This is a genomic window from Eionea flava (assembly GCF_055393785.1).
This window is the reverse complement of sequence record NZ_AP036018.1, coordinates 2,354,568-2,369,606: the sequence shown is the minus strand read 5'-3', so window position 1 is coordinate 2,369,606 and position 15,039 is coordinate 2,354,568. Positions and strand designations below refer to the sequence as shown.

Below are 15,039 nucleotides of genomic sequence, written 5' to 3'. Positions count from 1 at the left end.
TAGTTAAGGTGGTGCAGTGACATCAGTAAGGATAAACACCGTTATCCCCAAGGCCAATAACCTATATGTTGGCCATTATAAGGTGTAAGGCTGAACTGGGGGTGACTCATTTACTATAGGAGCCTCAGTTATCCGAGGTTAATCAGAGGCTCCTATACATTTCTCAAATAATTCGCTTCAAATAGAGGCAATGGTAGCTCAGACAGTGATGCCTGAGCTTTGTTCAGCAAAATATCAGTATTGTCGTCAGGTCTTTTTGGTGTCCTTTGCTATAGTTAAGTGAAGCCTTGCCTTTTAAAAAGACGCTCCTATGACATTACATCGCCGCCTTATTTTCGCCGTTATTGCTCTTATTCTATTTTTGCTCGCTGCTAATATGGTGATTACACTCTATAACGCGCGGCTTAATATTTATGAGCAGTTAAAGGTTCATTCGCAGGATACGGCAACATCGCTGGGGTTTAGCCTATCGCAAGCCGCATTAGATAAAGATAATGTGCAAATGGGCTTAATGGTTGATGCCATTTTTGATCGTGGTTATTACCGTCGAATTGTCTTTCGAGATACTACCGGTAGCGAAGTGATTAATCGTACCTTACCAATTGCAAGCAACGAGGTGCCTGACTGGTTTGTGCAATGGTTACCTCTACCGGAGCCGAGTGGTGTTGCTCAAGTGAATTCGGGGTGGTATCAGCTTGGTGAAATAGAAGTGGTGAGTCATCCCGGCTTTGCTTATCAAGATATGTGGCGCTCTTTTAAAGAGCAGATATGGTTGTTCTTTGTGGCGACGGTCATTTGTTATTTGTTGCTGGGGGTAGGGTTGAAGTTCGTCCTTCGTCCGCTGAAACGAGTAGAAGAGCAGGCCGATGCGATTTGCCGCCGTGAATTTACCATTCAAGAGCCTTTGCCTAATATTCCTGAGCTGCGCAATGTTGTCTTGGCAATGAATCGTATGGTGGAAAAGCTCAAAGGCATGTTTCATCATCATGTAGAAATGAATGATCATTTAAGCCAGCAACTGAATACCGATTCGGTGACGGGCTTATCTAATCGCCAGCATTTTGATCAGTGTTTTACTGCTGCGCTAAGTATTGAGCGTGCAGCAGCTAGTGGCGTATTAATGATTATTCGTGCGGGCGACTTGATGGCGATGAATGCGGCGCATGGTCGTCAACAAGGCGACGACTATTTATGCAGTATTGCTGACCGACTTTCACAGTTGCTAGAAACGCACTCGTTGACAAAAGATCTTCGATATATTGTATCCCGTCATTCAGGAGCTGATTTTGCTTTGTTTGTGCCGGCGGTTACGGAGAGCGAGAGTCGAGAGTTAATGGATGGTATATACAGTGCTCTGCAAGAAATGGAATGGCAAAATGATGAAATGTGCGCTGTTTTTATTGGTGCCTTATACATGCCTGTGTTGTCGTCAGGTACCAATTTTATGGCATTGGCTGATGGTGCATTAAGCCAAGCGCAAAGTGAAAATGTGAGCGGCTGTTTTTGGCATAAGGCAGGCAAAGCCGAGCAAACCCTATCGTCGGGTGAGTGGTCGGCAATGATTCATGATGCCATTGAGAAAAAGGATTTTTTCTTTTATTTTCAGCCTGTTTGGGAGTTGGTGCACGGTGAGCGTCGCTTATTATTTAACGAAATTATGATTCGTATGCGATCCGGCGAAACCGAATATTCGGCGGGTGTTTTTATGCCTATGGCGACGCGATTTCGCTTACTTCCTGCCATTGATTGCCTAGTAATTGAAAATCTTATCGGTGGTCTTAGTGTATTGCCTGAAAATATCTGCATCAACTGCTCGATTGCCTCTATTCAGGACGAAACATTTATTTCACGTTTAGCGCAAATGCTCACCAATAACCCAGAGCTGGCATCAAGATTAACGTTTGAGTTGCCTGCCAATGGTTTGTCTTTTTCGCAAGATGCGGTTAGGCGTTTTGCCATGCTGATCAAACAGCATAATGCCAAACTCTCCCTCCACCATTTTGGGCGAGGTTCGGCAGAATTTGCCTATTTGCAAACATTGCCTGTGGATTGTCTGAAAATAGATCGGCAGTTTATACAACATGTAGTCACTGATGCGGATACGCGTTTCTTCATCCGTTCATTGGTGGCGATTGCCAATAGTTGCGATATTAAAATACTTGCCGAAGGCGTTGAGACGGAGCAGCAGTGGCAAGCACTGATTAATTTGGGTATTCAAGGTGGTCAAGGGTATTGGCTAGGTAAGCCGTCATTACAGCATATTATTGGCTGACTCATGTGCTGGTTTCTTTTTAAGGGACTGTTAGAATAGATGCGTTAACAATCACTTGAGATTTGTTGAATCAACGCAGCGAGTATTCTTTATGACCTCTAACTCTTGGCTTTCCCGCACTTTTACCCGCATGGGTGATTGGTATGATGACTGGCGAGATGATACCGCGGATAATTCGTCGTGGCGTCGCTGGCTTATCGTATTGGTGTTAACTTATCTGATTGTTTGCCTTTTGTTGGCGATGTACTGGAGTCGCGAACCTGATCCTATTTCTCTTGAACTTACTAATACTCCGGCTATTGTCGGGGTATCCACAACCAACGCCTTAATTAATGTTGCTGATACTGTGTTAAACAAACCGGGTGGCTATTTGTCGAATGATATATCACTCCCCGGCGTATGGTTAGATAATATCCCCAGTTGGGAGTATGGCGCGTTGATACAGGTGCGCGACCTCAGTAAAACATTGCGTGAATCGTTTAGTCGTTCGCAATCACAGTCGACAGAAGATAAAGACCTTGTGATTGCCGAGCCTCGTTTTAATTTTGATACGCAAAGTTGGATTTTTCCTTCATCAGAATCCGTTTACCGTGAAGGTATAAAACACTTAAGGCTTTATCAGGCGCGTTTAGTTGATGATGATAAAACTAATGCGCAATTTTATGCGCGCGCCGACAATTTACATTCATGGTTAGCCACCGTTGAGTCTCGTTTAGGCAGTTTGTCGCAGCGCTTAAGTGCCAGTGTAGGACAGCGCAGAATTAATACAGACTTGGCGGGCGAAGAAAATGCGAGTCAGGCCACGCCGGCACCCAGCGAATTAGAAATTAAAACCCCGTGGACAGAAATTGATGATGTATTCTACGAGGCGCGGGGAAGTGCGTGGGCATTGGTTCATTTTTTAAAAGCAGCCGAGGTTGATTTTGCGGATGTACTTGAAAAGAAAAATGCACTGATTAGTTTACGCCAAATTATTCGTGAATTAGAAGCGACGCAAGAACCTGTTTATAGTGTGATGATTTTAAATGGTAGTGGCTTTGGTATGATGGCAAATCATTCCTTGGTGATGGCATCTTATCTTTCGCGCGCACATGCGGCCATTATCGATATTCGAGAGCTTTTAGCACAAGGGTAAAATACGAAGGCGTTTATGCTACGATTTTTTAAGTGGTTCTATAGTCAGCGCCAAGTAGCCACTTGAGAATGTCATGACGGGGCTGCAGGGGTTTATTCTAACGCGCCAGTGGCGGGATACGCCTAATGGTATACAAATAGAATTGTGGCTGTCGACGGATCAGGGCGCGGTACAATGTATTGTGCCTCGCCAGCGTGCCGTTTTTTTTATTCGGCAGTTGGACGCACAGCAACAACAGCACTTTTTTTCTAATCAGTCTTTTTTAACGCTCAAATCTCTGCCGTTACGTTCTTCTACCGGAGAGGCGGTGACTGCTGTTTATTGTTCTCAGCAGCGACAATTAAAAACCATTGTTGAGCAATTGCGGGCTAAAGATATTACCTGTTGGGAAGCGGATATTCGCCCGACAGAGCGCTTTTTGATGGAGCGTTTTATCACTAGTGATATTTTATTGCCCGATGCGGCGCTATCAAACGGCTATGATATTTCGTCTAGCTCTTCTATATCTCAATCTGCTAGTCAGTCCTTGCAGCACCCAACAATAAAAACGCGACGCTGTCAGCCAATCGAATATGAGCCGTCGCTTTCCGTCATATCGTTAGATATTGAAACATCAATGGATGCAAAAGAACTGTATTCAATCGCTGTTTATGGCAGTGATACAGCCATTGTGTTTATGGTGGGTGATACTGAACTGCCTGATGTGCCAGAAGATATGTCGGTGATTATATGTAATACGGCGCGACATTGTTTGCTTCAGTTTCTCTCGTGGCTGGAGAAAAATGATCCTGACATTATTATTGGTTGGCATGTGGTGCAATTTGATTGTTGGATTCTGACCAAGTTGTGTCAGCGTTTAGGTATTTCGTTCACTTTAGGGCGTGGTCAACAAGCCCCTCATTGGCGTGTTGAGGGTCAGTCGGGCTCAGCGGATACCGGTCATGAGGGTGATTGGGTTGATCGCCAGCGTCGTTATATGAGTGTGCCCGGTAGAGTCGTACTTGATGGAATAGAATTGTTGCGTACGGCGTTTTATCACTTTGATAGCTTTAGCCTACAGTTTGTGGCTAATCAATTGCTGGGTGAAAGTAAGTTGATTTCTCATGATGATCGTGGGCAAGCGATTAGCGATTTATTTTATTCTAACGATCTGCATGATCGCCTTGCCTTGGCGAAATATAATTTGCAAGACTGCCGACTCGTATGGGATATTTTTAAAAAGACCAATCTGCTTGAATTTGCCATTGCGCGCTCAAGACTCACGGGTATGTCTTTGGATAAAGCGGGAGGCTCGGTCGCTAGCTTTGATTACGCCTATTTGCCAAAATTGCATAGAAAAGGTTATGTGGCACCCAATCTAGGTGAAATGGAATCGGATATTGTTAGCCCCGGCGGATATGTTATGCAATCGCAGCCGGGTTTGTATCAGCATGTGTTGGTATTGGATTTTAAAAGTCTGTATCCCAGCATTATTCGCACATTTATGATTGACCCTTACAGTTTTTGGTCTGCTCAGCAGCAGTCGTTATCGGCTGACAATGTTGTTGAGGGTTTTAATGGCGCATTTTTTTCTCGAGAACAATCCATTCTCCCTGAACTGATAGAGCGTTTATGGCAAGCGCGTGATCAAGCAAAAGCCGATAATGATAAGCCCTTGTCTCAAGCGATTAAAATTATAATGAATTCTTTTTATGGCGTGCTCGGGTCTTCAGGTTGTCGTTTTTTTGATCCTAGGGTATGTAGTTCTATTACACTGCGTGGTCATGAAATTATCCAGAAGAGCCATGAATTTATTGAGCAGCAAGGCTATACCGTGATTTATGGTGATACAGATTCATTGTTTGTATGGTTGGGCGATGCATTTTCTCAGCAGCACGATACCATTGATGTTGCGAATGGTGCGGCAAGTCAGATAGGTCAAGCTTTGGCTAGCCAGTTGAATACTTGGTGGAAAAAAACACTTGCGGATACGCTCAATATTACCAGTCGGTTAGAGATTGAGTTTGAAACGCATTATTATGATTTTCTAATGCCGACGATTCGTAATTCTGAGAAAGGCAGTAAAAAACGTTATGCGGGGCGTATTCGAAAGGGCGTCGATAGTGAGTTGGTGTTTAAAGGTTTGGAGGCAGTGCGTACTGACTGGACAGTATTAGCAAAACGATTTCAGACAGCGCTCTATCAAAAAATTTTTGACCGGCAGACGTATCAATCTTATATCGTGGATACAGTTAATAATGTATTGTCGGGCGCATATGATGACGATTTACTTTACCAAAAGCGTCTTCGTCGTGATGTATTGAATTATCAAAAGTCTAACCCTCCGCATATTAAAGCTGCAAAAAAATATCAGGCACATTGTGGCGAGGCTATGCATAAAGGTGATTTGATTGCTTATGTGATAACAGTTAATGGCCCTGAGCCGGTTGATTATCTGCAAAGCTCAATTGATTATCAGCATTATATAGATAAGCAGCTTAAGCCTATTGCTAATAGTATACTTGGATTTTTAGATGATGATTTTGAGCGTATTATCGATACACAACTGCGCTTGCTGTAGATGTTTTTTGAAAAATTCATGCTCACCTATTGCTAGGTTAGCATGAATTTTTTTACTGGTTGCTGTGTTATCGGCGACCCGCTTCGGTAATAGGTGTGTTTTCAGTGTTTCTGTTTTCTCCATTACCAAATGGATGCTCGCCTGAAAACGTATTTCTATTTTCACCGCTGCCAAATGGAAGTTTTTCTGAAAATGTATTTCTGTGCTCGCCGCCGCCAAATGGAATGTCTTCTGAAAAAGTGTTTCTGTTTTCGCCGCCGCCATATGCGAGTTTTCCTGCAGAAGCATTTAGGCTTAAGCCTAGAGAGGTTAGTAATATAGTGCCGACTAAAACTAATTTTTTGTTTTTCATAATGATGTACCTTTTAAGTTAATGTAAATTTAATGTGCTAAATAATTGATGCGCAATTAAGAGTGGTTATGCGAGTGATAGTTCACCGGAATTTTTATAATTTTATTTTTGCAAAATGCGATTTTTGGTTATATGCAGCTATGTATTTGTTGGCTTTAAAATCTTGAACGTTAAAGAAAATGTAGTGGCTCGCGTGTGAGTGCCGAAAATGGCTGGTGATTTTTGTCTCCTCTAGTATGCTTGTTTTTTGGAGTGTTGGCATAGCTCTTAACGAATTTAGAGAGTCTAAAAAAGTGATTGAAATGCGTGATATGAATCACCTCTCATCCTATCTTCCCGCCGATTAGGTTGATGAAGATAGTGCATACATTTTTAGCGAATAGCTTGAGGCATTAAATATAGTCATGGAGTAATAATGATGAGTATTGATAATCAGTTAATAAGGTATCAAGGTGGGTGTTTGTGTGGTGAGATTCGTTACTCGGTAGGAAATCTTGGCCGACACATGGGGCACTGCCACTGCTCTATGTGTCGTAAGTTTCACGGCGCTGCTTTTGCGACTTTTGGCGAAGCCAGCAAAGAGCAATTTCAATGGTTGTCGGGCGAGAGTTTCTTAAAAACGTATGTAGCGTCAAATGGTACAAAAAGAACGTTCTGTTCTCACTGCGGGTCTAGTTTACTGTTTAAATCACCAAACATGCCGAGTGATATAGTTGAGTTTAGCTTGGGTACGTTAGATACAGATATTCCTTATAAGCCCGATGCACACATTTTTATTGAGAATAAGGCCTGCTGGTATGAGATTGAGCAGCCACTTCCCCAGTACGCCCAAGGGCGCGATAGTTCGAGAGTAGATGCTGGCAATAACTAAGATGGTGTGACTTATACTTTTTCATTGTAGTATGCGTTGTTTATTATTTTATTGCATGCTTAGCTGTCCCCTTATTTTCCTAGCCTCCATTTATCAAGGTAGTTATTAATGTCTTCAAGTATTAATCAAACCATGGGCAAGCAAGAGTGGCTAATGTTGTTGCTGTTGTCGATTTTGTGGGGAGGGTCTTTCTTTTTTGTTGAGGTGGCAGTTCAAGAATTGCCTCCGTTAACGATTGTTGCTTTACGCTTAGTGTTAGCAGCATTGACGCTTTGGCTTGCCATGATTGCGATGGGGCAACGTTTGCCGACTCAGTTTGGGGTGTGGAAAAAATTTGCGTTGATGGGGGTTTTTAATAGTGCGTTACCATTTTCATTAATCGTTTGGGGGCAAACGCATATCCCTTCTGGGTTAGCATCCATTTTTAATGCAACCACACCGTTGTTTACCGTGATTATGGCGGGTGTTTTTCTCGCGGATGAGCGTATTAGCTCTCGCAAAGTGATGAGTATTGTCATTGGGTTTATTGGTGTGGTGGTGCTGATAGGTCCTTCATCGCTCGATGGTTTAAATGCTAATGTATTTGCTCAATTAGCGGTGCTTTGTGCAGCGGCTTCCTATGGTATTTCAGGGGTATATGGAAGGCGTTTTAAGGCGCTAGGTTTGCCGCCCTTAGCGATAGCCACAGGTCAGTTAATCACTTCTTCTTTAATGCTACTGCCGATCAGTTTATGGGTTGAGCAGCCTTATCTATTATCATCTCCGAGCCTTGGCGTGTGGTTTTCGGTTATTTGCTTGGCAGTATTTTCAACAGGTTTAGCTTATATTTTATATTTCCGTATTTTATCGTCAGCGGGAATTACTAATCTATCAATGGTAACTTTTTTAATTCCGGTGACGGCCATTTTATTGGGTGTGCTTGTATTAGGTGAAACATTATATGTTGAGCATTTTATCGGTATGGGGTTTATTATTGTTAGCTTGCTAGGTATTGATGGCCGCTTACTCAAGCATCAATTTTTCAAAAAACGTCAATGAGCTAATCTCTATAGGTCGGTTTATGTCTGAATATACAGCCACAGTGGTTTGGCAGCGTCGAGAGAATGAAGTCTATCTAGACAATAAATATAGTCGTGCACACGAATGGTTATTTGATGGTGGTATTACTGTGCCGGCGTCTTCATCTCCGTATGTTGTTCCCTTGCCCTATTCTTGTGAAAAAAGTGTCGACCCTGAGGAAGCCTTTGTGGCTTCATTGTCCAGCTGTCACATGTTGTTTTTTTTATCGATAGCCGCCAAACAACAGTATATTGTGGAGCGCTATGTAGACAGACCCACGGGTGTGATGCAGCGAAATGATGAGGGTAATATGGCGATGACAACGGTGACTCTTCGTCCTTCTATTCAGTTTTCGGTTGGTTCAACAGTGAGCACGCAAGAGATTCAACAGATGCACCATCAGGCTCATGAGCAATGCTTTATCGCCAACTCGGTAAAAACACGCATAATAGTAGAAAGTTAACTTTATGCACTGAGGGGTGTTTAGGTTACTGGTAAAATATTCAGCGCATAAGTCATTAGTAGGATAAGAATGAAAAAAGAGTTCACGTTAGCAAAAATTCAAGAAAGTGATCACGAATATGTTGTTACCGTGATTGCTGAATCCAATGCAGTCGTTGCTGAGCAGTTTGGTATTTCTCGCCAAAATAACCCTAAGCATCCTTCATTTTATACGCAGGAATGGTTGGCCAGTGATATTGCGAGAGGAGAGCAATATTTTGTTTGCAGGCAAGGTGAGCGTGTTGTTGCTTGTGTCGCATTTGAGCATCCGCGCCCGGATACCGCATACCTTAATCGCTTGTCGGTATTGCCGGCATATCAACGGCAGGGTATTGGCAAAATGTTGGTCGAGTATATTGTGTCGCACGCAGAACAGTTAGCTATTTCGACCATTAGTATTGGGATTATTGCCGCTCACCTATCGCTAAAGTCGTGGTATATCAGTTTAGGTTTTGAGGAAGGTGAGACTAAAGAAATCTCACACTTGCCTTTTGATGTGACATATTTGCGTCTGTATTTGTAATATTTGTATTTATCATTGAGCTCGGAGATATACGCTTGAAAGTGATTAAGCCTTGTGAATTTACTGCTGACTCCGCTTGGGGTTCGTTGCCTATTACGACAATGAACGGTATTAGTACGAAGCTCCACTGGACGGATCAGCCTTATAAATGGCATGTGAACGATGGCGAAGAGGTTTTCGTTGTACTTGATGGTCAGGTAATGATGTATTTCCGAGAAGAGGGGGTTGAACGCTCGGTATTACTTGATGTGGGAGATATATTTTATGCCTCTGTGGGCACAGAGCATGTTGCGCATCCAGTAGGTATTGCACGTGTATTGGTAGTTGAATCTGAAGGTAGCGTATAGGGAGCGTGGTTATATCTAGAGGGGTATAACATCGCCTGTTCTGTTGAAGCAGACGATGTTAAGTATTCGGTGAGTCGTTTCTATTTAGCCTTTATTAAAGCGCTCAACAGAATCGGTTATTTCTTTTTTAGCAGCTGCAGCGTTATCCCAGCCTTCTACTTTTACCCATTTGCCTTCTTCTAGGTCTTTGTAATGCTCAAAAAAGTGGCTGATACGTTTGAGTAACAGCTCAGGAACGTCATCAATATCGTTGATATGTGCATTCATAGGGCTGATTTTTGTCACTGGAACGGCAAGGATTTTGGCATCTTCTCCTGACTCATCCGTCATATTTAATACGCCGACTGGACGGCAGCGAACGACAGAGCCAGCCGCAAAGCCAAATCGCGAAATAACTAATACATCGACAGGGTCGCCGTCACCACATAGAGTGTCATTCACATAACCGTAATTACATGGGTAGTGCATAGAAGTGCCTAAAATACGATCAACAAATAGGGCACCACTGTCTTTATCCACTTCATATTTAACGGGCTCTCCGTTAAGGGGGATCTCGATAATAACATTCACTTCTTCAGGTAATTTTTTGCCAGCAGGCACAGAATTAAGACTCATAGTATAGTTTCTTTCGTATTAAGTTGGAGGAAATAGGGCTTTGCCCGTAAAAACTGGCGCAAATTTTACCATAAGTCGCAGGCTTACCAAGCTTTTAGGTCGTTTTTATCGTATTTGAGGAGGGTAGGTGTTTACTATCGCACTAAGAGGAGCTAGATAACGGCTGTACGAGGGAAAGAACCTCCATTTTGTGGTGCGGAGTCTGGCGAAGGTAGTGCTTCAATTTTCTTCAGCCCTTGGCCAATAATGGCTGCCAAGGGGTTCTTAGGGTTTTTGTTAACAAAAAAGTTTGCTGTTTTTTCATAAGAGCTGCATTGGTAGATAACCTCTTCAAGCATAACGAGTGTATCGGCAAGCTCGTTATAGTGTCGTTGTTTTTCTTCTTTATCTAAATCACTACCGTCATCTAAATAAAAGGAGCCATATAGCCCTGCACTATTAACAATAAAAATTATGTTATTGGCGATATTTTGGATGAAATAAACTTCACTATTATTGTGAGTAAAGCCAACTTCTGTATTAGTATCTTTGATGATGTTTGTAGTCTGCTGAATGTATTTTTGTTTACTCTCTGATTGGGCAACGGTGTTTGCAGCAAAATTAGGGTCGCTAGACTTGAAAGGGAGTGTAGGTGCGTGTTTCAGCATCTTTATAATAGTAGATGATACGCTGGCAAAGTAAGAGTGTACGTTGATTTGCAATACAGGAATGACACTGCAGAAACTGCGTTCTTGTGCTGCAAACTTTTTCCCATAAATAGCAATGACGTTATCTAATAAATTGAGTAATTGCCCAAGTTCGCCTAAACCTTCGCCGACTTTTTTTCTTGGGTATCCCGTACCATCAATGTTTTCATGGTGCTCTAGTACGGCTCTAGAAACGACTTTAGGAAATGCAGCTATCGCGCTGAGAATCTTATGGCCAATAATGGGGTGGGCTTGTATGCTATTCCATTCTTCAGGTGTTAGATTTCCCTTTTTTTTCAGAATGTTAGGGTCAATATGTAAGAAACCAATGTCGTGAGCTAAGCCTGCGAGAAAGTATTCTTCAATTTCTGTTTGTGATTTATTATCTAGCGTGGCACATAGATAGGCGAAGTAAGCAGATTTTATCGATTGATCGAATGTGTCGGGTAGTTGTGCGCACAATACCGTGAGTTTTTGTTGCAGCATGGGGAATTTTTCGATGCGTAAGCAACATTTTTGTAATGGTTTTCGATCCGTTGATATTTTTTTATGTAAAGATTGAATGCTCGTATTCGTCAATATAATGCGATTAATATGATCATAAATAGATTTGGCATTGAGTTGGTTTTCTATTGCTATAGAGTTTTCTAAAGGTTTTAATAATTTAAAATTAAGAATGGTGTCACAGGTTTTTTTATTCAGTTCGAGTCCGCTTTTAGCGAGTAATACTCCTTGATCACTAAGAATATCTTCTGTCGCGACGAGCGTCATTTTTTCTTGAAGCTTTGCTATGTTTTTGGCGTATTCACTCATAGGGGATCTACAAACCTGTAAATGCGATGTTGTCATCGGTAAAGGTCAGTATAGTGAAGTGAAAATCCTTTGCAAAAAGAATAGGTTGCAGATGAATGTTTAGGTGACAGTGTAAATGTTTACATTGTAATTATTTTTTAAAAAGATTATTTAGATGACAAACTGTTCCAATAATCTACAATGGATTCGGGGATTGGTGGTCGATCGGTGGATGAAAATACGTCAGCAAATATCCCCACTTTTTCAGACAGACTGTTTGAGTTCTTAGTGCTGAATAAATTAGCAGCTTTGTAATAACTTTGTAATTGAAAAATGATTTCTTCTAGCATGAGCCGTGTCTCTTCAACTTCCAAATGTAATGTTTGGTGGTCTTCTTGGTTTAAACGTTGCAGTAATTCAATGTAAGAAGACTCTTGCAATCCCGAACTTGCGATAACAGCAGATATCTTATTGCCAATATTTTGTATGGCGGTCACACTTTTACTATTGTGAGTAAAGCCTATAATGTCGTTAACCTGCTTAATGACATCCATGATTTTATTAATATACAGTTGTTGTTGGTAAGTGTAATCGATAAGGTCTTTGACCGTCTCTTTATCGACATCCTCTACTTTTTGCTCGTTTAACTGCTTGAGAATTAACGTTATCGCAGTAACTGCAGATTGGTGATAGCCGAAAGTATTCATTTGAATAATCGGGAAAATATTTTTGATTGTGCGTTTTAGCGGTTTAAACTGTTTTTGGTAAATGACAATAACATCATCCAATAAGCTAATTAGCGAGCCTAGTTCACTAATGTCTTTTTCTTCTTTTTCCATGGGGTAGCCGGAGGCGTCGGGCCGTTCATGGTGGTCTAAAATGGCTTTTCTGCTAGTGGCAGAAAACTCATCCACTTCTTTCAATAGTTTGAAGGCAATGATGGGGTGAAGTTGTATCTCTTTCCACTCTTGGGCTGTCAGCCTTTTTCTTTTATCAAGGCAATTCTTTGGGATAAATAGTAGGCCAATATCATGTAGTAGACCGGCTAAAAATGCAGCCTCAATTTTAGCTTGAGAGTATTTTGCGGTGATGCCAGAAATATAGGCAAGGTAAGCAGATAGCACAGATTGCTCATACAATTCTTCGGCTTCAACCTTCATAACGGTCATTATTTCTAATAATTCGGGATAGCGCTTTAATGATTCGCAACACTGGCTTAATAAAGAGGCTTTGCCAAAGTTTTCATCAATTTCGCTAAATGACTTATCTTTACTGACGAGCAAATTAATCGCGTCGTATATCGCGGTGTATGTGAGGGGTTCAGCGATTTTGATCAGGTTATCTAATGTGTCATTAAGATTGAGGTGAGAGAGCTCAAGATATTTTTCTTTGTCTAATATATCGCCTTTTTTTGCAACATCGCCTTCTGGATGCGCAATAATATCGTCCGTCACGATAAAATCGACTTTGCCACGAAGTTTTGCTCGCAAATAAGAAAGGTATCGATCCATTATTTATCCATTGCTATTGCTGCTAACCCGCGAAGAGCGAGCAATGCAGAACTCTGATTAGGCGCTCGTTGTTCCTAGCCCCGATAAAGCCTACATGGGGTGGCTTATGCCCGAATGGCCTACGCAGAGGTTTCTATACAAAAGTACTTGATGTTTGATGGAAATAATAAGGCCATCGTATGTAGTGTAGCAGGCAATAGTTAGGTAGCCATTAATATAGGCGATTATGTGGGTTTAATAGTAAGAGAGAGTAATTTAAGGGCTGTTAAGGTTATGTGTGAGCTCAATAGAACCGAGCTGTGAGCAGCTACAAGGTGATGGTGTTTGTAGCTGCTCAAGAGATATGTTGGTTGAGATAAGGTCAATGTCAGTTAAACGACAAATTTCTTTTTGATTTTCTTGTCGGCTAGTACTTTTTTGAGTTGCACATAGTCGGGTAAGCCATTCTTGCCGTAAGGCGGGTAGTCTTCCCCTTGAATGAGCGGTGCTAAGTACTGACGCCCTTCTTCGCTGATACCAAAGCCATCTTTGCTAATGTAGCTGCGAGGCATCATTTTTTCGACATTGGCAATTTGATCAAGGGGGGCTTCTTTGATCGCCCAGCTATATTTCTTGCCTTTCCCACGAATAATCGCAGGCATTACCGCATTTTTTCCTTCTATTGCCATTTCTACAGCCGCTTTACCGACGGCATAGGCCTGTTCTACATCGGTAGCTGATGCAATATGGCGTGCAGCGCGTTGTAGGTAGTCTGCCAGTGCCCAGTGGTATTTATAGCCCAGCTCATCTTTTACCATGGTTGCTAAGGTGGGCGCGACACCGCCTAGTTGCTTGTGGCCGAAAGCGTCGGTATTGCCGGCATCCGCTAAAAAACGGCCGTCTTTATATTGTGCGCCTTCAGAGGCGACAATAACGCAGTAGCCGTGCTTTTTAACCGTGCTTTTTACGCGCTTTAAAAACTTTTCTTTATTAAAGGCAATTTCGGGAAAAAGAATGATGTGTGGGGCATCCCCTTCTTTTTCTGCCGCTAATCCGCCAGCCGCAGCAATCCAGCCAGCGTGACGCCCCATCACCTCAAGAATAAAAACTTTAGTCGAGGTTTCGCACATAGATTTTACATCCAGCGCGGCTTCTTTTGTTGATATGGCGACATACTTAGCAACCGAGCCAAACCCTGGGCTATTATCCGTAAAAGGTAAGTCATTATCGACAGTTTTGGGAACATGAATGGCTTGTAGGGGGTAGCCCATGGTCTCGGAGAGTTGGGATATTTTTAAGCAGGTATCTGCAGAGTCGCCACCGCCGTTATAAAAGAAATAACCGATGTTGTGTGCTTTAAAAACTTCAATAAGTCGCTCATATTCGGCGCGGTTATCTTCAAGGCTTTTGAGCTTATAACGACAAGATCCAAATGCGCCTGACGGCGTATGCTTTAGGCTTGCAATGGCTTTTGCGCTTTCTTTACTTGTGTCGATAAGTTCTTCGCGTAATGCGCCGATAATACCGTTGCTTCCGGCATACACTTTACCGATATGTTTTTTGTGTTGTCGTGCCGTTTCGATAACGCCACATGCTGACGCATTGATCACAGCGGTAACGCCGCCGGACTGTGCATAAAACGCATTTTTCTTCGCCATAATCAAAGAACCTTTTTAGTGGTGAACAATGTCAGTAATGATGGTTGGGTTGCTCATTGGGAGCGCAGCGTAAGAGCCGATTGTGCTCATTGCGCAGGCATTCTGAAAGGCGGCAATGATACGGCAATTTAATGGCAATTTCATCGTGTTATCGTGTAAGCTCTGCGATTTATCTCAA

The 15,039-nt window shown here is 42.3% G+C and carries 13 protein-coding genes; 8 read left to right on the top strand and 5 right to left on the bottom strand.

Annotated elements, in window-relative coordinates; all coding sequences use genetic code 11:
• Nucleotides 1–310: 310 nt before the first annotated feature.
• From ACZ5O6_RS10235 to ACZ5O6_RS10225, 3 genes are all read left to right on the top strand, one after another.
• A complete protein-coding gene (locus ACZ5O6_RS10235; protein WP_447091290.1) occupies nt 311–2,272 on the top strand; it encodes a bifunctional diguanylate cyclase/phosphodiesterase in 1,962 nt (653 codons plus the stop codon).
• A gap of 91 nt (nt 2,273–2,363) precedes the next feature.
• Nucleotides 2,364–3,407, top strand: coding sequence for a DUF2333 family protein (locus ACZ5O6_RS10230; protein WP_447091291.1), 1,044 nt, complete (start codon nt 2,364–2,366; stop codon nt 3,405–3,407).
• A 73-nt stretch (nt 3,408–3,480) separates the two neighbouring features.
• Nucleotides 3,481–5,967: a DNA polymerase II gene (locus ACZ5O6_RS10225; RefSeq protein WP_447091292.1), complete on the top strand. Its 2,487-nt coding sequence runs from the start codon at nt 3,481–3,483 to the stop codon at nt 5,965–5,967.
• Between the two features lie 67 nt (nt 5,968–6,034).
• On the opposite strand, the gene ACZ5O6_RS10220 is transcribed toward ACZ5O6_RS10225, so the two are convergent.
• Nucleotides 6,035–6,319, bottom strand: coding sequence for a hypothetical protein (locus tag ACZ5O6_RS10220; RefSeq protein ID WP_447091293.1), 285 nt, complete (start codon nt 6,317–6,319; stop codon nt 6,035–6,037).
• Nucleotides 6,320–6,734: 415 nt separating this feature from the next.
• Between ACZ5O6_RS10220 and ACZ5O6_RS10215 the strand changes: the two genes are divergently transcribed.
• From ACZ5O6_RS10215 to ACZ5O6_RS10195, 5 genes are all read left to right on the top strand, one after another.
• A complete protein-coding gene (locus ACZ5O6_RS10215) occupies nt 6,735–7,190 on the top strand; it encodes a GFA family protein (RefSeq protein ID WP_447091294.1) in 456 nt (151 codons plus the stop codon).
• A gap of 108 nt (nt 7,191–7,298) precedes the next feature.
• The gene (locus tag ACZ5O6_RS10210) at nt 7,299–8,228 is read left to right on the top strand and encodes a DMT family transporter (protein ID WP_447091295.1); all 930 of its coding nucleotides are present in this window, start codon (nt 7,299–7,301) and stop codon (nt 8,226–8,228) included.
• Between the two features lie 22 nt (nt 8,229–8,250).
• On the top strand, nt 8,251–8,712 hold the full coding sequence (locus tag ACZ5O6_RS10205; RefSeq protein WP_447091296.1) for an OsmC family protein: 462 nt from the start codon (nt 8,251–8,253) through the stop codon (nt 8,710–8,712).
• 69 nt (nt 8,713–8,781) lie between these two features.
• Nucleotides 8,782–9,273 (top strand): GNAT family N-acetyltransferase, encoded by a 492-nt coding sequence (locus ACZ5O6_RS10200; protein ID WP_447091297.1) that lies wholly within the window; start codon nt 8,782–8,784, stop codon nt 9,271–9,273.
• Between the two features lie 41 nt (nt 9,274–9,314).
• A complete protein-coding gene (locus tag ACZ5O6_RS10195) occupies nt 9,315–9,620 on the top strand; it encodes a cupin domain-containing protein (RefSeq protein ID WP_447091379.1) in 306 nt (101 codons plus the stop codon).
• A gap of 84 nt (nt 9,621–9,704) precedes the next feature.
• Here the strand turns inward: ACZ5O6_RS10195 and ppa are convergent, their stop codons facing one another.
• The 4 genes from ppa to ACZ5O6_RS10175 all read right to left on the bottom strand — a co-directional run bounded on the left by ppa (nt 9,705) and on the right by ACZ5O6_RS10175 (nt 14,861).
• On the bottom strand, nt 9,705–10,235 hold the full coding sequence (gene ppa / locus ACZ5O6_RS10190; protein WP_447091298.1) for an inorganic diphosphatase: 531 nt from the start codon (nt 10,233–10,235) through the stop codon (nt 9,705–9,707).
• 152 nt (nt 10,236–10,387) lie between these two features.
• Nucleotides 10,388–11,734, bottom strand: a complete 1,347-nt coding sequence (locus ACZ5O6_RS10185) for an HD-GYP domain-containing protein (protein ID WP_447091299.1) — start codon at nt 11,732–11,734, stop codon at nt 10,388–10,390.
• Between the two features lie 146 nt (nt 11,735–11,880).
• Nucleotides 11,881–13,224 (bottom strand): HD-GYP domain-containing protein, encoded by a 1,344-nt coding sequence (locus ACZ5O6_RS10180; RefSeq protein ID WP_447091300.1) that lies wholly within the window; start codon nt 13,222–13,224, stop codon nt 11,881–11,883.
• 371 nt (nt 13,225–13,595) lie between these two features.
• On the bottom strand, nt 13,596–14,861 hold the full coding sequence (locus ACZ5O6_RS10175; RefSeq protein ID WP_447091301.1) for a 6-phosphofructokinase: 1,266 nt from the start codon (nt 14,859–14,861) through the stop codon (nt 13,596–13,598).
• Nucleotides 14,862–15,039 lie beyond the last annotated feature (178 nt).